Source organism: Pedobacter frigiditerrae (assembly GCF_004331645.1).
Taxonomy (GTDB): domain Bacteria; phylum Bacteroidota; class Bacteroidia; order Sphingobacteriales; family Sphingobacteriaceae; genus Pedobacter; species Pedobacter frigiditerrae.
This window is the reverse complement of the sequence record NZ_SJSK01000001.1, coordinates 1,060,768-1,080,560: the sequence shown is the minus strand read 5'-3', so window position 1 is coordinate 1,080,560 and position 19,793 is coordinate 1,060,768. Positions and strand designations below refer to the sequence as shown.

General features: G+C 35.7%; 15 protein-coding genes. 11 read left to right on the top strand and 4 right to left on the bottom strand.

Annotation, left to right across the window (positions count from 1 at the left end):
• The first annotated feature begins 218 nt into the window (after positions 1-218).
• Positions 219-1,505, top strand: a complete 1,287-nt coding sequence (gene metK / locus EZ428_RS04590) for a methionine adenosyltransferase (protein WP_131551922.1) — start codon at positions 219-221, stop codon at positions 1,503-1,505.
• A 333-nt stretch (positions 1,506-1,838) separates the two neighbouring features.
• On the opposite strand, the gene EZ428_RS04585 is transcribed toward metK, so the two are convergent.
• The gene (locus tag EZ428_RS04585; protein ID WP_131551921.1) at positions 1,839-2,366 is read right to left on the bottom strand and encodes an ExbD/TolR family protein; all 528 of its coding nucleotides are present in this window, start codon (positions 2,364-2,366) and stop codon (positions 1,839-1,841) included.
• A gap of 114 nt (positions 2,367-2,480) precedes the next feature.
• On the opposite strand from EZ428_RS04585, the gene EZ428_RS04580 reads away from it, so the two are divergent.
• Both EZ428_RS04580 and EZ428_RS04575 read left to right on the top strand, forming a co-directional pair.
• Positions 2,481-2,828, top strand: a complete 348-nt coding sequence (locus EZ428_RS04580; RefSeq protein ID WP_131551920.1) for a hypothetical protein — start codon at positions 2,481-2,483, stop codon at positions 2,826-2,828.
• Between the two features lie 132 nt (positions 2,829-2,960).
• A complete protein-coding gene (locus EZ428_RS04575) occupies positions 2,961-3,983 on the top strand; it encodes a LacI family DNA-binding transcriptional regulator (RefSeq protein ID WP_131551919.1) in 1,023 nt (340 codons plus the stop codon).
• Positions 3,984-4,020: 37 nt separating this feature from the next.
• Here EZ428_RS04575 and EZ428_RS04570 read toward each other — a convergent pair whose 3' ends face one another.
• Complete coding sequence (locus tag EZ428_RS04570) at positions 4,021-5,367, bottom strand: Gfo/Idh/MocA family protein (protein WP_131551918.1); 1,347 nt, start codon at positions 5,365-5,367, stop codon at positions 4,021-4,023.
• 96 nt (positions 5,368-5,463) lie between these two features.
• Between EZ428_RS04570 and EZ428_RS04565 the strand changes: the two genes are divergently transcribed.
• Positions 5,464-5,883: a DUF5655 domain-containing protein gene (locus EZ428_RS04565; RefSeq protein ID WP_131551917.1), complete on the top strand. Its 420-nt coding sequence runs from the start codon at positions 5,464-5,466 to the stop codon at positions 5,881-5,883.
• Complete coding sequence (locus EZ428_RS04560) at positions 5,867-6,289, top strand: hypothetical protein (RefSeq protein ID WP_225870993.1); 423 nt, start codon at positions 5,867-5,869, stop codon at positions 6,287-6,289. Before EZ428_RS04565 ends, EZ428_RS04560 begins: the two co-directional genes overlap by 17 nt.
• A gap of 60 nt (positions 6,290-6,349) precedes the next feature.
• Here the strand turns inward: EZ428_RS04560 and EZ428_RS04555 are convergent, their stop codons facing one another.
• Both EZ428_RS04555 and EZ428_RS04550 read right to left on the bottom strand, forming a co-directional pair.
• Positions 6,350-8,350: a RagB/SusD family nutrient uptake outer membrane protein gene (locus EZ428_RS04555; protein WP_131551915.1), complete on the bottom strand. Its 2,001-nt coding sequence runs from the start codon at positions 8,348-8,350 to the stop codon at positions 6,350-6,352.
• A gap of 19 nt (positions 8,351-8,369) precedes the next feature.
• A complete protein-coding gene (locus EZ428_RS04550) occupies positions 8,370-11,612 on the bottom strand; it encodes a SusC/RagA family TonB-linked outer membrane protein (RefSeq protein WP_131551914.1) in 3,243 nt (1,080 codons plus the stop codon).
• A 654-nt stretch (positions 11,613-12,266) separates the two neighbouring features.
• On the opposite strand from EZ428_RS04550, the gene EZ428_RS23935 reads away from it, so the two are divergent.
• The 6 genes from EZ428_RS23935 to EZ428_RS04525 all read left to right on the top strand — a co-directional run bounded on the left by EZ428_RS23935 (position 12,267) and on the right by EZ428_RS04525 (position 19,545).
• Positions 12,267-12,500, top strand: a complete 234-nt coding sequence (locus EZ428_RS23935; protein ID WP_165501703.1) for a hypothetical protein — start codon at positions 12,267-12,269, stop codon at positions 12,498-12,500.
• Entirely contained in the window at positions 12,472-12,714 is a 243-nt protein-coding gene (locus tag EZ428_RS04545) for a hypothetical protein (protein ID WP_131551913.1), read from the top strand. The genes EZ428_RS23935 and EZ428_RS04545 overlap by 29 nt, the downstream gene beginning before the upstream one ends.
• A gap of 580 nt (positions 12,715-13,294) precedes the next feature.
• Complete coding sequence (locus EZ428_RS04540) at positions 13,295-16,435, top strand: SusC/RagA family TonB-linked outer membrane protein (protein ID WP_131551912.1); 3,141 nt, start codon at positions 13,295-13,297, stop codon at positions 16,433-16,435.
• Positions 16,436-16,447: 12 nt separating this feature from the next.
• Positions 16,448-17,917, top strand: coding sequence for a RagB/SusD family nutrient uptake outer membrane protein (locus tag EZ428_RS04535; RefSeq protein WP_131551911.1), 1,470 nt, complete (start codon positions 16,448-16,450; stop codon positions 17,915-17,917).
• Between the two features lie 4 nt (positions 17,918-17,921).
• On the top strand, positions 17,922-18,590 hold the full coding sequence (locus EZ428_RS04530) for a hypothetical protein (RefSeq protein ID WP_131551910.1): 669 nt from the start codon (positions 17,922-17,924) through the stop codon (positions 18,588-18,590).
• Position 18,591: 1 nt separating this feature from the next.
• Positions 18,592-19,545: a hypothetical protein gene (locus tag EZ428_RS04525; protein ID WP_131551909.1), complete on the top strand. Its 954-nt coding sequence runs from the start codon at positions 18,592-18,594 to the stop codon at positions 19,543-19,545.
• Positions 19,546-19,793 lie beyond the last annotated feature (248 nt).

Here is a 19,793-nt window from a genome sequence, read left to right as displayed (position 1 = left end):
AAGGTAGCACAAAATAATTGATATTTTTTGACTATTAATAATATATATAGTAATTTTGTGGCGTTAAGAGTGGACTGATTTGCGATGCTATGAAATATGAGCTGGATTGCAACCACGTAAAAAAAAGTGCTAATTATTACTACACTTCATTTTACTGCCCTTTTTAAAGGATTCAGATTCCCCTTTACAATTTTTATTTTTATAATTAATTATTTAAAATGTCGTATTTATTTACATCAGAATCTGTATCTGAAGGCCACCCTGATAAAATTGCAGATCAAATTTCAGACGCATTAATCGATAACTTTTTAGCATTTGATACCGAATCAAAGGTAGCTTGCGAAACCTTGGTTACTACAGGGCAGGTTATTTTAGCTGGTGAAGTTAAATCAAAAACCTACTTAGATGTACAGCAAATTGCAAGGGATGTAATCAAGAAAATTGGTTACACTAAAAGCGAATATATGTTTGAGGCTAACTCTTGTGGAATTTTATCAGCAATACATGAACAATCTCAAGATATTAATCAGGGTGTAGACAGAACAACTAAAGAAGAGCAAGGTGCCGGTGATCAAGGAATGATGTTTGGTTACGCTACAAACGAAACTGAAAATTATATGCCATTGGCACTTGATTTATCTCATGCTTTATTGAGGGAGTTGGCTAATTTGAGAAGAGAAAATGCTGAAATTACTTACTTACGTCCAGATGCAAAATCTCAAGTAACTTTAGAGTATGCTGATGATAATAAGCCTCAAAGAATTGATGCTATCGTAATTTCAACTCAACATGATGATTTTGTTAAACCTCATTCTAACTCAAAGGAAGATAGAGATACAGCGAATGAACAAATGTTGGTTAAAATTAAAAGTGATTTAATTTCAATATTAATTCCTAGAATTAAGGCGAAATATCCTCAATATGCTCATTTATTTAATGATAATATTACTTACCATATTAACCCAACTGGTGTATTTGTAATTGGTGGTCCACATGGTGATACTGGCTTAACTGGCAGGAAAATTATTGTTGATACTTACGGAGGAAAAGGTGCCCATGGTGGTGGTGCTTTTTCGGGGAAAGATCCAAGTAAAGTAGATAGAAGTGCTGCTTATGCAACCCGTCACATTGCTAAAAATTTAGTTGCAGCAGGTGTAGCTGATGAAATTTTAGTGCAAGTTTCTTATGCAATTGGCGTGGCAAAACCTACTTCTATAAATGTGGTTACTTATGGCACTTCAAAAGTGAATTTAACAGATGGCGAGATAAGTAAAAAAGTTGAATCTATCTTCGATATGCGCCCTTATTTTATCGAACAACGTTTAAAATTGAGAAATCCAATTTACAGTGAAACTGCTGCTTATGGGCATATGGGTCGCAAACCTGAAACAGTTACCAAAACATTCAGGACTCCTAATGGTGAAGAAAAAGTGGTTACAGTTGAATTATTTACCTGGGAAAAATTAGACTTTGTTGACCAGGTTAAAACAGCTTTTGGCTTATAACATTACCTTAAACCATTTAAAGGCGCCTCGTAATTGAAGCGCCTTTTTATTTTTATAACTTTGTGACAAATCCATTATTACAAATACATACGAACCATATCGCTGCATTTGTCGTCATTCCTTCGCCATTACATCGTAACTAATTCGTAACTGCACCATCACTGGATGCTAAAGTGCTCGAGTTCGCTTCGTCTTCTCTTCGTGAAGATCCCGAACGTTTCCCGAAGGCTTCCCGAAGCAGACTCGAACGCTTCCCGAACAACTCCCGAAGAAACCTAAATAAATTCCCGAAGAAAACCCGAAGAATATTGAAAATAGACATAGACAAAAAATTTATATGCCTTTTGTTTTCATATAAGACTTTTCCTGGTCCAATATGTACTTGTCATCAATTGCATAAGACTCTATGCCATTTATATTCATTTCATCAATGATATCTACAAAGTTTTTATAAACAGAAGTTGATGTGGGTTTAATAATGATAATCATACTTTTTTCTTTTTCTATTTGATGAATCTTTTGAACCATTAGTTTATTTGCAATAATTTGAGCTTTAATAGTCGTTAAACTTGCAACATTCATCATTGCATCCTTTGCTTCGCCCATATAATAAACCACTTTATTTTCTTTTCCTAAAAGGATGGTCATTGTTCTCGATGCTGGATAGGGCGCTAAAATTTCAGCAGGTACATTCTTTGCTATATCAATCGCTTTCATTTTCGATAAGGAAGTTGTAAGCATAAAAAAAGTGATGAGTAAAAAAGCCAAATCAACCATTGCGGTTAAATCTACTCCAGGTAATGCCTTTGCGGTTCTTCCTTTGGTGGCCTTGCCATTTTGAGGAATATTAAGTGTTGCCATAATGTTTTTAGGTTTTTAAGCAGGATGACATTTTATAAGCAATTTCATAAATCTTTTTAAATAAAAAACCAATCCAATTAACTGTTGTTTTAAGGATATAAAAAATTAACAATCATGGAACAGCCAATAGAAATGAATACCCTAAGTCAGATCTTAGAAAAGCTTAGAATGAAAGGCAAAGACAATGAAATTAAAATGTCTGATCATGGAAAAATGCAATCTATAAATCTGAACAAGATATATAAACCAGAAGACTTAACGATTGTTAAAACCTATCGATTTGAAGGTATGTCAGATCCTGCAGATAGTTCGGTTTTGTATTTAGTTATAGATAAAGATGGAGATATAGGTTATATGTTAGATGCTTATGGTACTTATAGCGATAATGAAGGCCCAGCTTTTGATGATTTTCTAAAAAAAATACCTACTGCGGATAGAGATGAGCAGGAACTCTTTAGTTAATTGCAATTAGCAAATCGATTTAGCAACTAAAAGTTAATTTAATTACGATTAGATTAACTCAACACAAACGTTTGATATTAAAAGTATGCAAAAAATATTTTATCTTCGGGAAGCCCATTAGGCATTTTGCTGATGATAAAGAAACCAATCACTATAAAGGAAATTGCTAAGAAACTTGATTTATCAATATCAACAGTTTCTAGGGCGCTTCACGGCCATCCTAGCATAAGCTTAAGCACACAACAAAAGGTGAAGCAAACAGCTCAAGAAATGGATTATGAGCCTAATCAAGCTGCCATATTCTTCCAGAAAGGTAAAACATTTACAATTGGGGTTATTTTACCGGAACTTGCAGAAGCATTTTTCTCAACAGCAATTAGTGCGATAGAAGACATCGCCTATAAAAAAAATTACACTATTCTATTAGCTCAATCCCACGATGAAGAGGACAGGGAAAAGCAACTAGTAGAAAAAATGAAAAACAACAGAGTTGATGGGCTTTTAGTTTCTGTAGCTAAAAGAACTTCCAATTTTGATCATTTTGAACAATTAAAGAAATATAATATCCCTGTAGTATTTTTCGACAGAATCCCTCCTTTAAAGAACATACATTCTGTAGCTTGTAATATAGAAACTGGCAGCATAGAAGCCGTTAATTATTTGCTGAAAAGGGGACACCGCAGCATTGGCTTAATTAATGGGCCAAGTACACTTATTGCAAGTGGGCAACGAAAAGAAGGATATATTAAAGCGCTTCATAAAAACAGATTAAAGTTCGACCCAACCTTAATAGTTAATTGCGATCTTTCTGAAACAAGTACTAATGAAGCGCTAGAAATATTACTAAGTCACAAACGCAAGCCAACAGCAATTGTAACCTTTAACGATTATGTTTCTGCATTTGCAATAAAACACGCTTTTAAATCTGGATTAAATCCAGATCATACGATTGAGTTTGTAAGCTATGCTAACTCTCCTGTTATTGGATTTATGGACCATCCTCCTGTAGCATCAGTAGAACAATTCCCAACTATACAGGGTCAGAAAGCAATAGATACTTTATTGGATATTTTAAATACTGATGACACAGAAGAAGCGCCTGCCTTTTATAAGATAGTTATCGAATCACAATTGGTTGAAAGTAATAAACGTTAAACAAAGAAGGCTAACAATGTTAGCCTTCTTCGTTTATTTAAAATCCACTATCGTCTAACGCGAAAGTGCTTTTTCTATCTTTCCATTTTCCACGAGTAAAATCAGGGAACTCTTGTGGTTTGTTTCCTTCTTTTAGAGATTTTGTTGAAAGTGGGGTAATTACACTCATTGTTACAGAGTCATAAACATCAATTGGGGTCTGTTTTTTGTTTTTAACTGCAACTATAAATGCATTAAATACAAACCAATCCATACCACCATGACCCGCTCCAACAGCTTCTTTCTCATATTTTTTCCAAAGTGGATGATCATATTTATCAAACCATTCTTTTACCGGATCCCAAGCGTGAGGCTTCGATTTTCCCTCAATATGAATAGACTTATTTACATCCATCCATAAACCATTAGTTCCCTGAACCCTAAATCCTAATGAATACGGTCTTGGTAAATGCACATCGTGCGTTAACATAACGGTTTCGCCATTAGCACAATTAATTAACGTTGTAGTTACATCTCCATTTTTGTAATTAAGCTTCGCATTTGGATGCCCAGGAGATTTAGATTCTACATAATTTGCTAAACCTTTAGCTTTTGAGCTAAATGAAACTAAGTTTGTAAAACGATTTCCCTTATTAATGTTTGCGTAGTTAATAATTGGTCCCGCTCCATGTGTTGGATATAAATCGCCATCTTGATCGATATTAAATTGGGTTCTCCATTGTGCCTCACTTAATGCATTTGGCCCATATTCTACTCCACCACCATAATATTGTTTACCATTGTTAAAAAGCACTTCTCTTAAATCATGCTGATATCCACCCTCTAAATGAATTACTTCACCAAACAGTCCTTGTCTTAGCATATTTAATGCAGCCATTACATCCCTACGGTAAGAAACATTTTCTAGAGTCATATAGGGCATTCCTGTTTTTTCAGAAGTGTTTACAATATCCCAATGTTCTTTAACTGTTAGTCCTGCAATAACTTCACAACCTACATATTTACCAGCATTCATTGCGTAAATAGCTTGTTCATAGTGAAACTGCCAAGGTGTGGCAATAATTACAGCATCTATATCTTTTCTATCAAGCATTGCTTTATAAGCATCGGTACTTCCAGTATATTCTTTTGCAGCTGGTCTCCCATTTTTTGCAATAAAGGATCTACATCCTTTTAAAGAGCTTTCTTGGGTATCGCATATGGCCACAATTTCAACATCATCTCTTAAAACTCCTTCACTAATATGACTCATTCCTCTTGCTCCAACTCCAATATATCCTAATCTTACTTTTCCAGTATCTTTGGCAAACAAAGTTCCGGTAGGTAAAATGCTTAAACTTGCAGCAGCTAAAGTGCCATTCTTAATAAAATCTCTTCTTTCCATTTTGTACTTTTGAGTTCAGTGGTTTAAAATTTTAATCAAGATATGAAAAGCTTTGTCTAAATACCTTTGTTTTGACAACACAAACGTTTGATAATTATGTGGGAATGCCCTTTATGTAATCGGAATTTTAAAAACAATCATGAGCCACATTTTTGCGGAGATAAAACCGTAGGTGATTTTTTAATGGGTAAATCAGACAACTCATTAGTATTATTTGATCATTTTATTTTAAAATTTGAAGAAATTGGCCCCATTAAGCTCTATGCTACAAAATCCATGATAGTGATTGCGGCAGATATAAGATTTGCGTATATCATTAATTTAGGCAAAAGTTTTGTTGATGTAGTATTGCCTTTTAGAGAATTACATGAAGAGAATTTATGTTTCCGGAAAATGGTGTTAGTTCCTGGAAGCAATGATTACAACCATCATCTAAGAATTATGCACAAGGAAGATATTAATGATGAAGTATTTGAATTTATGAAAAAAGCTTATGCTAATGGAAAAAACGTATGAGCTAAGTGGGCATACCTTGCTGGTTGTGTTTCATGAAAAAATTATTCAGATCAAAAACCCAAATGCATTAAAAAAATTCCTTTCAGGAGATATTGATTTGCGTTCTGAAATACTGGTTAATTATATTAAACAAGATTATTTCAATTTTATTGGAAAAGAATTAGAAATCAGTAATGATTCTTTTATCATAGAAATCTGGGGACATGTTTTTGCCAGTCATTTTGCAAAAGCGATGAAAAACTTAATCAAGTTAAAGCTCATTGAGGATGCTGCAAATTTCATCATTAAAAAAAGCGATGTAATAGATTGTGGTGAGAATGATGTTGACCTTAACAGAACGTTTTGGGATATCCTAGCCAATTTCAAAAAGCTAATTATTGTATTCTTACCAAAGAAAATAAAATAGTTTAGAATCAAAAAGCCTTAACTGTTGTTAAGGCTTTTTGATTCATTAATCAGCTAGACATTACCAATTCGGATTCTGCATTGCTGTTTTCTGTGCAGCAGTTAATGGAGCTCCATTTGATTTAATAACATCTAGGAAAGATTGCGGTATTGGTCTTAAATAGTGTTTATTATCTAATGGTTTTGCTTCTGCATTAAAAGCTGCTGTCCTTGCGACAAGAGTTTTAGTACGAGCAAGGTCTTCCCATCTCATTAATTCACCGATTAATTCTCTAGAACGCTCATTTAAGATAAATGCTAAAAATTTATCTGTTTGTGAAGTAGCTCCAATTTTATCGTAAAACTCTTTGTTAGAGTTAAATATATCTGCCTCGCTATTTAAATGCATACTAGTTAGTGTATTTGAAGTACTTACAGGAATGTTGTTCGATTCGAAATAAGTATTTTTGTCTGAATAAGAAGATAACGCGGCGGCATTTGTTACAGGATTAGTTTTGTATGAAATACCTCCATCTACATAAGCTTCTCTATTTTCTCCATCTTTATAAGCTGCACGGTCCCTAACTTTATTTAAGTATGGAAGAGCTGCAGCGAATTGGCCTAATCTACCATAAGCTTCGGCGGCAACAAGATAAGTTTCAGCTAGCCTAGCCAAAATACCATCACGTTGTCCAAACTGAGAAGCCACTAAGTTCCTAGATCCATCCATAAATTTGGATAAAGCAACGAATTGGCTTACACCTAAATTTCCGTGTGCATTAAGGTAACTTTGAGGTTGCCCAGCAAAATATCTCACAAATAAATTTGGTTTGCGACGGCCAATATCTGTTGGCAAAGGACTTGTTGATTTTTCTTCAAATGCTGAATACCTTGTATCACCTGCATTATTAACAATGTACAAAATAGCCTCTTCTCCCCCTACAAATCTAAACTGACCCGCTTGAGCTGGGGTAGGCGCATGAGCAGTTGTCCATTTTGGGGCAGTACCAGGGTTATTACAGATATAACGCGTTTTAAAGCTTTTCCAAAATCTAGAATCATTTACACGATCAAATACATCTAGCGCATAGTCTGTTGACCTCATCCTTTGAAACTCACGATCACCCGCTAAGTCACGAACCATACCACCAACAGTTTGATAAATTGACGGATAATATAAGTGAATTTGATTTCCATAACGACCATAAGTTGTGATGTTATTAGAAAATTGAGCCGCTAAAATAACTTCCTTATTACTTTCGTTTGGTCCATCAGGTGTAGTAAAATTCCAAAGATCACTAAAGTTGGTGGCTAATGTATGGCTTCCACTATTGATAACTATATCTGCATATTTTATAGCATTATTTAAGTCCTCTGTTTTGGTAGCACTATTCCATGCATTATTCAATTCGCTCGCACGGAAAAGGTATGCCTTTGCTAAGAAGTGAGCAGCTGCCCATTTTGTAATTCTTCCATTTTCTGTAACCGTAGCAGGAAGTAAATTATAGGCTTGGATAAAATCTTTAATTACTTGTTCATAAACTTCCTGTGCAGAATTTCTGGTAAATTCTTCAATAATCGTTTCAGAAGGTTCAAGTTTTAGTGGAACGCCACCGAATTGTTTTACGAGTTTAAAATAATCAAAGGCACGCATAAAGTAACCTTCGCCCAAACGTGTGTTTTTATTGGCACCTTCATAATACACAGGAACATTTGCAATTACAATGTTTGCTGAATTAATGTTGCCATACATGTTATCGAAAACTGCTGATATATCTCCAGATTGTGAATTAAAATTACCATCATAAGAGTTAAACATCTGTTCTGTTCTATCTCCACCAACGGTAAATTCATCTACACCATAATTGGTAGTAGTGTAAGACCAAGTATAATTGAAATGAAATTTCAAACCTTGATACATACCGATTACCAATCCATCAATACCTAGAGATGTTTTATATTCTGAAGTATTGTGTGAATTGATTACTTCTTCATCTAAGAAGCTTTTTTTACAGGAAGTCGGAAAAATCATCAATCCGCCAAGTAAAACTACTCCTATTACTATATTTATAATCTTTTTCATCTTGTTCTTTTTTTATTGGTTAGAAGCTAGCGTTAATTCCAAATACAACTCCTCTATTGAATGCAGAAACACCCAAATCAGGATCAATCCAATCGATATTCGAATAGATTAATCCTGGATTTATTGCCTGAGCATACACTCTTAATCTAGATAGGGTTAATTTTTTTGCAAGATTCGGTGCAAAGTTATAACCCAAAGAAATGTTTCTGATTTTAATAAAAGAAGCATCTTGATAGTTCATAGAACTGATATACTGATCTCCGGTTGCACTAGCATAATTTGGAGCAGGATAATTATTAGTTGGGTTTGTAGGTGTCCAATAATCAACCAAACGTTGAGCATAACGACCTTGAAGAGATTCTGCCCCTGTTTGGATAAGGAAATTATACCTGGCAATAATAAATATCGAAAGATCAAAGTTTTTATATCCAAAAGTATTCGTTAAACCACCAGTCCAGCTTGGGTTGTAATGTCCCAGTACCTGGCGATCATTGTTAGCATCGATTTTATAATCACCATTTATGTCCTTAATTCTAATACTACCTGGCTTAAACTGACTGCCTAAGCTTGCAATATTTGCATTAAACTTATCCATCTCAATTTTATCTTCAGGTGTATTTTGCCAGATTCCTTGTTTTACAAAATCATAAGCAACTCCATTTCTTTGTCCAATAAAAAAGCGTTCGGGAATCATATCACCATTATCTAATTTAACAATCTCATCCTTGCTCATAGAAAAGTTAAGGGTTGATTCCCAAGTGAAGTTGCTTGATTTAACGTTAACCGTATTAACAGTTAAATCAATCCCTTTATTTTTGGTAGACCCAACATTATCAAAAGATTTGGTATAACCATTAATTGAGCCAATGGATTTTTTTAAGATAAGATCATTCGTTTTAGATTTATAAAAATCAAGTGAACCACTAATTCTTCCTTTTAGCAAGTCAAAATCCACCGCTAAATTATATTGGGTAGTTTTTTCCCAGCTTAACAGTTTGTTAGGCAGCGTAGTCGGATCTGCTAGGGAAGCGTCTGAAGAAACATAGCCAGTTTGTGCAACACTACCAAAGGTATAAGTTAGTGGCGTTAACGAACCGAGCGTGCTACCAATATCTACAGAAGAGTTACCTGTTGTACCAAGTCCAAATCTTAATTTAAGCTGACTTACCCATTTTACATCCTTCAAAAAATCTTCTTGATCTAAGCGCCATGCAATTGCAGCAGAAGGGAAAAAATCCCATTTATTACCTGCAGCCAATTGTGATGCACCATCCCAACGGGCAGAAGCTGTTAATAAATATTTGCTATTATAGCTGTAATTAACTCTAGCCATGTAAGAGTTTAAGTTAGACCGCCTTAAATCTGAATTAAATCCATCTAAAGCTGTAATTACTCCTGTATTTAATCCATACCATAACGATTTTGGCAGGGATAATTTACTTCCTGTTAGTGATGATGATTCATCTCTGAAGGCAGATGAACTTTGCAATAAGGTTACACCAAAATCATGTTTATTAATTGTTTTATTGTAATATAACAAGTGATCTAGGGTGTAAGCAAATCTGCTGCTTTGGTTCAAGATAGCCTGATTGTTAATTGACCCTGGAATGCCCGCATCACGATTAACAGATTTAGCATCTTGATATCTACCATTGTAAAAATTTGAGAAATCTGGACCGAAATTAATTCGGTATTTCAATCCCTTTAAAATAGAAACCTCAGAATAAATTGACCCAATTGTTCTTAAGGTTTTACGTAAGTTGATGTTATAATCAGCTTCTAGAACTGGGTTTTGAATAGTGATATCGCCACCTGGTAAATTTATTCTATTTCCAGCCGCATCAAATGGAATAGCTAAAGGAAGCATTCCACGGGCTGCTGAATATATAGTTGGAGCGCCGGATGCGCTGGCCGCTTGAAAGCCATAGTTTTGCAAACCATATGTCGCCGTTATATTAACACCCATTTTGAACCAACTCACAGGATTAAGCTCAATGTTTACCTTGCTACTGTACCTTTCAAAATCTTGACCAAGCTGCGTTCCTAACTGGTTCAGGTAACCAAATGAGCCATACGCTTTTAACTTATCCGTACCACCACTAGCACTTATAACATGGTCATGGGTTAAGCCAGTTCTGGTAACAAGACTACCCCAGTCTGTAGTTGGAACAAGGCCACCATCAAAAACACCGTTTACCCAACCTTTATTTAGGTTATCAACCATGTTTTGATCTTGCTTAAAAATCTGAATATCATCTGCCAATGTTGGTACAATTGGATATGGATATATTGGAGCTGGAGTTGTAGTCCCGTTAATTGAATTTATATATGCAGTTCTACGATAAGCATTTCTACGAAACTCTATATATTGCCCAGAATTCATCATTTCCATTCGATCGTTTAACTGCTCAATTGATGCAGTACCAACATAATCTAGACTTAATTTTCCGGCCTTACCTTTTTTAGTAGTTATTAAAACAACTCCATTTGCACCTCTAGACCCATAAATAGCTGTAGCAGATGCATCTTTTAAGATATCGATAGTTTCAATATCATTTGGATTAATAGCCTCAATGCCTCCTGCTTGAAAGGGAATTCCATCAACAACGTATAAAGGAGAATTACTGGCCGTTAAAGATCTAACTCCACGAATTAAAATATTACCAACTGTTCCTGGTCGCTCATTTGAAGTAACATCAACACCAGCTGCTTTACCTTGAATAGCTTGCAGCGCATTTGTTACTGGCCTTGATCTAATTTCCTCAGCATTTACACTAACTACAGCACCTGTCAAATCACTTTTCTTAACAGTATTGTAACCCACAACCACAACCTCATTAAGATCGTTAGTTATACTGGTTAACTGGATGTTTATTGTTGTTTGTCCGTTAACAGGTTTTTCTACCGTAGCAAATCCTATATAGGAGATCACCAAAACTGGATTGGTAACATTTGAAGGTATAGTAATACTAAAATTTCCATTAGCATCTGTAGTTGCCGTTGCAGTGCCATTTTTTAACTTAATGCCTACACCAGGTAGAGCCTCACCTTTTTCATCGGTTATTTTTCCCGTAATAATAGCATCAAATTTCTTGGCAATCGAAACCTTGTCTTTTGATACATTTCGAAGATTCGTATCCGTTGCCTTAACATTGTTCACGAATACAACTATAGCTAAAGTCGATAGGCCTAGTTTCAGCAGTTTTCTGCTAAATAATCCTTTTCGCCAACAGCGTTGATTTGAGTAAGAATTTAAATTCATAGTTTAATAGAGTTGATAAATATTTAGGTTTTGTTTAGTTGATTAGAACTTGGGGACTAAAAAACTAGGAGAGGCTATTTAGACGGTATTTTCAAATGTATTTTAGCAATTAGATATTTCTTGGTACGATACAGAATCGCTTGACGGAATTACCATAAGCTAGAAGATGCCGAGAAGTGACTTGATGATTGTAATTAAAATGTGAGGTGATGAAGTCTAAAACTAGGTTTAGCACTTTTACCATCGCTGATGAGTTAGCAAGACTTTTCATAGAATTTATATTTGGCTATACGAGATTAAGCGTATTTTTTTATAAATCCATCCTGTACCATCCTGTCGAAATAAATATTCTTTTTATAGGTGAATATTAAATGTGTTTAAAACTGCTATGTGCCAAGTTATTAATGGTGTTATACCAACATATCTCTTTGTACAAATTTAACTCGGGGTTAAGACGTATTTCGTTCGGATTCATTTGTCACAGGTCCGAACTAAGTCCGAGCCAACCCCGTCTAAAGTCCGTCTTAACCTATACGCCTTTATGAGTTCTTTACGACGCAGTATTAACTAAAGGTTAACCGCCAATTTTACTGAATTACTTGCACTAAGATGTTCAACAAATATTTTAGCAAAGTCTAATAAGACCCTAAGAATATGATAACTACTAAGAAGTTTCCAATTGAACTATTAAATGATCAAACCATTTTACCAAATAAGTTTACAAAAACACGGAATAAAACTAAGCTAACACCGGTAGACCAATGGATGTGGGTGGAAAAAAAATTGCCAACACCGCCAATATATGTACCAACCGCGACTTCTTTCTGCCCAATGCCTAAACAAACTAAACATAAAAAACATGAAATCATTACCAGAACCAAACGTTAAAACTACCTTAAGTCCTACTCTTAGTGTAGATGTTATTTCAAAATATTTCGCTCTTCCTGAAGTGGAGATTTCTTTAAAATTGCAAGCTAATCCTGATTTTCCAGTTACTGACATTGATGCTGAGCTAAGCTTTAGTCTCAGGTTAAATCAGACACTAGGTGCGCTTAATGAAACTGCAAAAGACCTACGTACAAGTTATCCTGTTACGCCATAATTACTTATTTAAGAAGGCTGCATCAGGTAAACTGATGTGGCTTCTTTATTTTAATTCGATGTAATTCATGAGCATATCTTTAGGTTAACTACGGAGAAACTTGTCAAACTGGACAATACAAGAGCAGAAAACACACACTGCATCACCATGGGATTACTGACCTTAATAGTATTGCCATGATTTAGGATCTACCATTGGAATAATTGATGTAAATAAAATTGAACCGTTATTAGCAGTAATTATTATCGTAAAGATTATTTAAATTCTATAATCTAAAGTACCCACCCTTTTTATTTCAATATTGTCTAGCCCGATTAGGGCCTTTTCCTTTTTAGGGTCGGTCTATCAGGTTAGACCTATAGCCCGCCATAAAACCAAACAAGAAAACAGGTTTCATTCGTTTAACAGAATATAATTCGCTGTTTTAGCTAAAATACTCAATTACAAAATCTCTTTCTTATTGTATTAGGTTAAAAAATGATTATTAAAGGGTAAAATATTCATTAATCTAAGCATCCCCTTGTCCTAATTTTATTAAACGTTAAAGTGACATTTATTATTTAAACCTAAACCAATAACTATGAACTTAAAATTCAAACTTTCCTTAAGCCGATTATTTGGAATAATTGCCATTCTTTTAATACCATGGCAAGTTTTCGCTCAAACCAAGATTACAGGCACCGTAAAAGACAGTAAGGGACTTCCTATCCCTGGAGTTTCTGTAGCGCAAAAGACTACTAAAAATGGATCGTCAACAGACGAAAATGGAAAATTTACACTAACCTTAAAAGCTGATGCCCCATTAACGCTCACCTTAACCATGGTGGGTTTCACTACTAAAGAAATTGCTATTGATGGAAAAACTACTTTAAATATTGAATTGCTAGAAGACACAAAATCCTTAAACGAGGTTGTACTTATTGGATACCAAAACATCCAAAGAAAAAAGACCGCGGGCGCAATCTCTTCTGTTAAGGGTAAGGATTTTGAGAACACCCCCTACTCAACCTTCGACTCGATGTTACAAGGGCGTGTTGCTGGTTTAACGGTACTAAGTACTTCAGGCGAACCTGGAGGAAATAACATTGTAAATATTAGAGGAGCAACTAGCGTAGTGTTAGGTCAGAGTTCTTCGCCCCTATATGTAATTGATGGAATTATCTATGATGTTAATGATATAGGTTCTGCGTACGGCAGTAATCCTCTACAAGCCATAAATCCAAATGACATTGAATCAGTAGACGTATTAAAAGATGCATCGGCAGCAGCCGTTTACGGAGCCAGGGCATCTAACGGGGTAATTCTTGTAAAAACAAAAAGAGCAGCAATCGGTGCACCTCCTCAAATTAGAGTGGCAACTTATTTTGGGATCGCCAATAAGCCTGCCTTAAAACCAATCCAAACTGGAACTGCCGAAAGACGTTTAAAAATGGATCTCTTATATGCAGGTAATGGCAGCTATACACAGTTAGGTAATCTTAACATGATGCTAACAGATAGTTTAAATTCTGCATTTAATAACAATACAGATTGGCAGGGCTTATTTCTTCAAACTGGATTAATCACCAATGTTGATGCGAGTATTGCTGCAGCTACAGAAAAATATTCATATCGTTTTTCATTTAATCGCTTTAGTGAAGAAGGCGTAATGAAGGGCTATGATTTTAGTAGAATAACACCAAGCTTATTTGTTCAGGTAAATCCAACTAAATCGTTACAAGTTCAAACCAACCTATTTGTGGGACTGACTAAATCTAGGCACGGACAAGGTGATCAAACCAAATATCCTTTTACCACTTGGGGCTTCCCATCATCTTTCTGGAAGATTGGAACTACTGAAGAAGAACTATATAGTGGCCGTTACGACGAGCTAAGGGACGACGATAGAACGACGAGCTTGAATGGAAATACGTCAGCTCAATATACCCTTATCCCGGGCTTGAACTTAAAAAGTACAATTTCATATAATATCAACAATAATACTAGAGGTTATTTTAAACCCAATATTTTAAGCAACAGCGGGCAAAATGAAGCAGAAGGCTGGGTTAATCAAGGCAACCGTTGGGAATTAGAAAACACATTGAATTATGCCAAATCATTAGAAAGTGGACATAATTTTAACGCAGTTGTGCTCTATGGAATGGAAAAAAATGTGAGTAATAACACCTACAGCAGAAGCGTAGGAAATTCAGATGCGGTAAAAACAGTTAACGGAATCGCATCTGGAGCAAATCTTTACACCTATAATACCGTTCAACAACGTTCTCGACTATCATGGATGGGCAGTTTTGTTTACGATTATAAAGGTAAATATTTAATGCAGGCGGTATATCGTACTGATGCTTCATCAAGATATAGTGCAAATAATAGATGGGGTGCATTTCCATCTATCTCTGCTGGATGGAATGCCTCTGAAGAGAAATTCTTCGCCCCTCTAAAAAAGGTAGTTTCTTACCTTAAATTGAGGGCTAGTTATGGTGTAACTGGTAATGATCCAGGCGCTTATTATGCCCAGTACCAAACTTTAATTACCGATGCATCATATCCTCTTTCTGCATTAGCCAATGGACAGGGCGGTTCTCAAACCACTTATAATGGCACACAGGTATTGTATCCAAATTATAATGGTGCAGCCTCAGCTCCATCGATTAGCTGGGAAAGGGCCCCACAATTTAACGCGGGAGTAGATCTAGGCTTTTTAAACGACAGAATATCAATGTCGACTGAATACTATGTTCGAGATTCGAAAAGCAAGGTTTTTAATGTAGCGGTTCCACTTACCACAGGCTTCTCCGAAATCTCAAACAACTATGTAGATCTTCGCAATACGGGAGTAGAATTAAGCATTAACACACGCAATTTGGGGCCAAAATCAAAGGTGCAGTGGAATACGAATTTTAATATCGCCTATAACAAAAATTATGTCACCAAACTTCCAAATGGCGGCAGGGATTTTACATTCGGACCTCCATGGATGCAACAAACCCTTAGTGTAAGTGAACCTCTATTTACTTATAAAGTTTGGGAAGTTAGGGGAATTTATTCTAGAGATTCTGATGTTCCCATCGATCCACTTACAGGTAAAAGAATAACTCAGTTTGGTGGTAGCCAATTTGGCGCAGGAGACCCAGCAAGGGTAGACCAGAATGGAGATTATAACATCGATTATAACGACAACATTTCCTATGGTAATCCAAATCCAGACTGGACAGGTGGTATGAACAACTCATTCTCTTATAAAGGTTTTACAATTGATATCTTAACAACCTTTATTTCAGGACGTAAGTTACGTAATGGTTATCTTTCTGATAAATTACAAGATGCTGGAACAAGTGACCCTTATACATTATGGGGACCACGTTCTGGACCTGCTTCTAACTTTAATGTTGCCGATTTCTGGTCAAAACCTGGTGATGTTGCAAAATATCCTGGCCTAATTACAAACACAGTTGATAAATGGCATATTGGACAGAGCATGTATGTAGAAGATGCCAGTTTTCTTAGGATTAAAAACATAAGGTTGGGTTATACCCTTCCAGAAAAAGTTTCGAAAAAAATGGGTATTCGATTAATTAGATTTTACGGTTTGTTAGACAATGTTAAAGTATGGTCTAGATCTACGGTACCTGATCCAGAAGCAGTTGGTGTTGATGGGTATTCTTCTGGTAATGATTACCCTATACCTAGAAAATACACTTTTGGATTAGATTTAACTTTCTAAATAAGATATAAGATGAAAAAATTAACCATATATATTTTTTGCGTTATGGCAATAAGCACACTGGCTTCATGCAAAAAATTCTTAGATGAAAAACCAATAAGTGAATCAACAGATTTAACTTTTTGGAAAAATGAAAAGGATGCCGATCAAGGGGTTGCTTCGGGATACGCTTTATTGAGAAAAACCTTAAATAAGGCAGACGGAATTGGTTTTTACGCCTATGGCGACTTACCAACTGATGAATATACAACCAATCAATGGAGGTATTCGGATATTTCAAATGTAAATTGGTCCATCGCTGTTCCAGGATCTGAAACATGGGATAGAATGATGCAAATGCGCCGTTACGATACTTTTTATAGCACAATAGATCAAGCTAATCGTTGTATCAAATTTATACCCACCATAAGTGATGATAAGTTTACTTCAATTGGGGCTAAAAACAATTTAATAGGCGAAGCTTATTTTTTAAGGGCCTTTAATTATTTCTACATGGCTCGAATATGGGGGGATATTCCTTTGGTAACTGAATCAGGCATAATAACTGAGGCTGTAGATATTCCTCGTGCCAAGGAGGCTGATGTAATTGCGCAATGTATTAAAGATGTAAATACAGCCATCGGTTTGCTAAACTGGAATTATGATAACGCCAATAATAGAGCTGTAAGGGCTAACAAGGGTGCGGCTTATGCGCTATTAGCTCACATCTATGCATGGAAAGGTGACTATACAAACTGTAATATAGCTACCGATCAGGTGATAAACCAAGGGTTTTATCAATATGTAGATCGTGGCACCTACCTTAATATTTTCAAGGGAAAATCTGCTGAAGGTATTTTTGAAATTGCACAAAGCGATGAAAATGAAGGTAGCGTAAATGGGATTTCTTTTTACACCTTAAAAACCCCATACTTAACCACGGTTACAAACAATGCTGGTTTTACCATTAATACCACAACACTAACTAATCTTTACGGCAATAATGCAAATGATAAAAGATTTACAAATGCTTTTGCGCTAACAACTACAACCGATCCTATTTGCATTAAGTATTCAAACATTACTTATGTAAATGGAAATAATGTAATTACCCCTGTTACACATAACAACATTATCATTTTTAGGCTAGCAGACATCAAATTACTTAAAGCTGAAGCACTTGCTGCCTTGACACAATATAGTGCAGCGAGAATAGTATTAAACGAGGTTCGTTCGCAAGCAGGGTTAACTGATTGGGTCGGTACGGATGCAAATTTGTTTGAAGGCATTATAGATGAACGTGGTCGTGAGCTGTTCTTGGAAGGGCATCGTTTTTACGACCTAGTTAGGCTGGGAAAAAAGACAGGCATTGTGAAATTTGGAGACAATAAGATCAGCAAGTCAGACTTTGACGCTGGTAAATATTATTGGCCAATCGATCCTGCATTATTACAAATTAATAAAAAGCTTACCCAAACAACCTTTTGGAGTTCTAAGATGTAAAACCATGAAAAATAAACTACTCTATTTTTTAATATGTAGCCTAGGGCTTGCATATTTTACAAGCTGCAAGAAAAGTAATTACCTAACTGATGGTGGACTAAGTGAAGCAAAAACATCATTATCTACTTACGATTACTTAAAACAGCATAAGTACCATTTATTTGACACCTTGATTATGGTAATTGATCATTATAACCTTAAAAATGAGGTAAATAGTGCCGCCACATTTTTTGCACCAACCAATTATTCCATAAATAAATACCTTAAAATAAAAAGAGATTCGGTACAAAAGATAAATGAAAATAACACCTATAAATTAACAGACATGTATGCAAGCCTAACCGCCGATTCAGTACGGATATACATGACTAAGTCTAAGGTCGAATTAACGAGCGCACCCCTGCAGGTTACCATGACACCAAATTTTGGCAATACACAAACTGGCGTGCAGCGCATATTACAACCTAAGCCCAATGAATCATGGTCGTCGGCGCCTATTTATTATTTATTTTATATTAAAGTAAGGGGGGGCATTGATCCACCAAATTCAGTTCTATTGCCAAATGATCCAAACATTGATTTAAAGGCTCAATGTCAAACCACAGGAATAGAACCTTCGTCTGGCGGAATCTTACATGTTTTAAGTAACACACATACATTTATTAGATTTTAACATGAACTCAAAACATAAAATTTTATATCTATCCATGGTTGCTTTTATGGCAGTTTTATATGGATGTGCAAAAGTTGAAAAGGGCTTTATTAGTGATTATATGTACTATTCGCCAAATCCCTTAATTGCAACCCAAGGTAATGTAACCACTTCTAAGCCACTAGAACTCGATGGAAGTTCAGGACCTGTTACGGTTAAGCTATTGGCCGTTAGAAATTCGGCAACGGGAAAAGATGCTCCAGAATTCCTTAAGCAATACATGATTCAACAGTTTAACGCTCAAATTACAGTGGCGGACTCGACCATTGCATTAGTGAACAAAAAAATTGAACTTAAACCCTCAATTCCTTTAACGGTAGGTGAAATTGGTGGACGAATTGCCCTTTCACAGGCCACCGCCAATATTGCAACGGGCGACTATGTGATTGATGTACAGGTAAGCAATGCTAAAGGAACACGTACACTTTTAAATGCATGCAGAATAAAGTTAACGCCCAAAGTACACTATGCGATAAGCACAAGTCCATTTTACACCACTTCTGACGTGGGGGCCGAAACAGGATTTTCGGCCAGCAACTTTTTACCGATTACGGTTACACATGATGCAGCTGGACCTAACAAAATTATCTTTAAGTTTTTAGATAAAAATGGTGCTATTTTTAATGCTGCTGCCGGTGAGGTTGTAACAAGAGGAGATCGTGGTAACATGTCGCAGATGAACCCGTATTTCCCTGTAGTAAAAACAACTTCGGGATTAGAATGGGGATTTATACAGCTGCCAAATGGTTTCCCAATAAAGGATGGAAATAACGGAACGGGCAACTATTACCGTATCCCAGGTCAGTTTACCATAGAGAACAGAAATGCAAACCCAGTATTCTTTGATTTCAAGGTGTTCTCTGCAGGTACCTTTACAGTAACCGTTCAAATACCAGCAATTACCAGAAAACCTTAATAAGGTTGATATAAAAAAGCCCGAATCTTTAATTAGGTTCGGGTTTTTTTATTTAGAAGTGTATTTCTAGTGGATTGTAATTATTATAGTCAACGTCATAACTCTCGGTTTGCGTAAAATCCAGAATAACGTAACAAAGGAAGTGCTTTCCAAAACTATAAAACCCCGAAGCTGTAATTAGATTCGGGGTTTCATGTGCATTCGGTCTTCTCCTCATCTTAAAAAGAACCTAAGGCACTTGTTAAGAT

Coding starts and splice junctions, on each gene's coding strand:
- EZ428_RS04535 (WP_131551911.1), top strand. CDS start 16,448: ATGAAAAAATTAACCATATATATTTTTTGCGTTATGGCAATAAGCACA.
- EZ428_RS04585 (WP_131551921.1), bottom strand. CDS start 2,366: ATGGCAACACTTAATATTCCTCAAAATGGCAAGGCCACCAAAGGAAGA.
- EZ428_RS04550 (WP_131551914.1), bottom strand. CDS start 11,612: ATGAATTTAAATTCTTACTCAAATCAACGCTGTTGGCGAAAAGGATTA.
- EZ428_RS04555 (WP_131551915.1), bottom strand. CDS start 8,350: ATGAAAAAGATTATAAATATAGTAATAGGAGTAGTTTTACTTGGCGGA.
- metK (WP_131551922.1), top strand. CDS start 219: ATGTCGTATTTATTTACATCAGAATCTGTATCTGAAGGCCACCCTGAT.
- EZ428_RS04565 (WP_131551917.1), top strand. CDS start 5,464: ATGTGGGAATGCCCTTTATGTAATCGGAATTTTAAAAACAATCATGAG.
- EZ428_RS04575 (WP_131551919.1), top strand. CDS start 2,961: ATGATAAAGAAACCAATCACTATAAAGGAAATTGCTAAGAAACTTGAT.
- EZ428_RS23935 (WP_165501703.1), top strand. CDS start 12,267: ATGATAACTACTAAGAAGTTTCCAATTGAACTATTAAATGATCAAACC.
- EZ428_RS04545 (WP_131551913.1), top strand. CDS start 12,472: ATGAAATCATTACCAGAACCAAACGTTAAAACTACCTTAAGTCCTACT.
- EZ428_RS04580 (WP_131551920.1), top strand. CDS start 2,481: ATGGAACAGCCAATAGAAATGAATACCCTAAGTCAGATCTTAGAAAAG.
- EZ428_RS04530 (WP_131551910.1), top strand. CDS start 17,922: ATGAAAAATAAACTACTCTATTTTTTAATATGTAGCCTAGGGCTTGCA.
- EZ428_RS04570 (WP_131551918.1), bottom strand. CDS start 5,367: ATGGAAAGAAGAGATTTTATTAAGAATGGCACTTTAGCTGCTGCAAGT.
- EZ428_RS04560 (WP_225870993.1), top strand. CDS start 5,867: ATGGAAAAAACGTATGAGCTAAGTGGGCATACCTTGCTGGTTGTGTTT.
- EZ428_RS04525 (WP_131551909.1), top strand. CDS start 18,592: ATGAACTCAAAACATAAAATTTTATATCTATCCATGGTTGCTTTTATG.
- EZ428_RS04540 (WP_131551912.1), top strand. CDS start 13,295: ATGAACTTAAAATTCAAACTTTCCTTAAGCCGATTATTTGGAATAATT.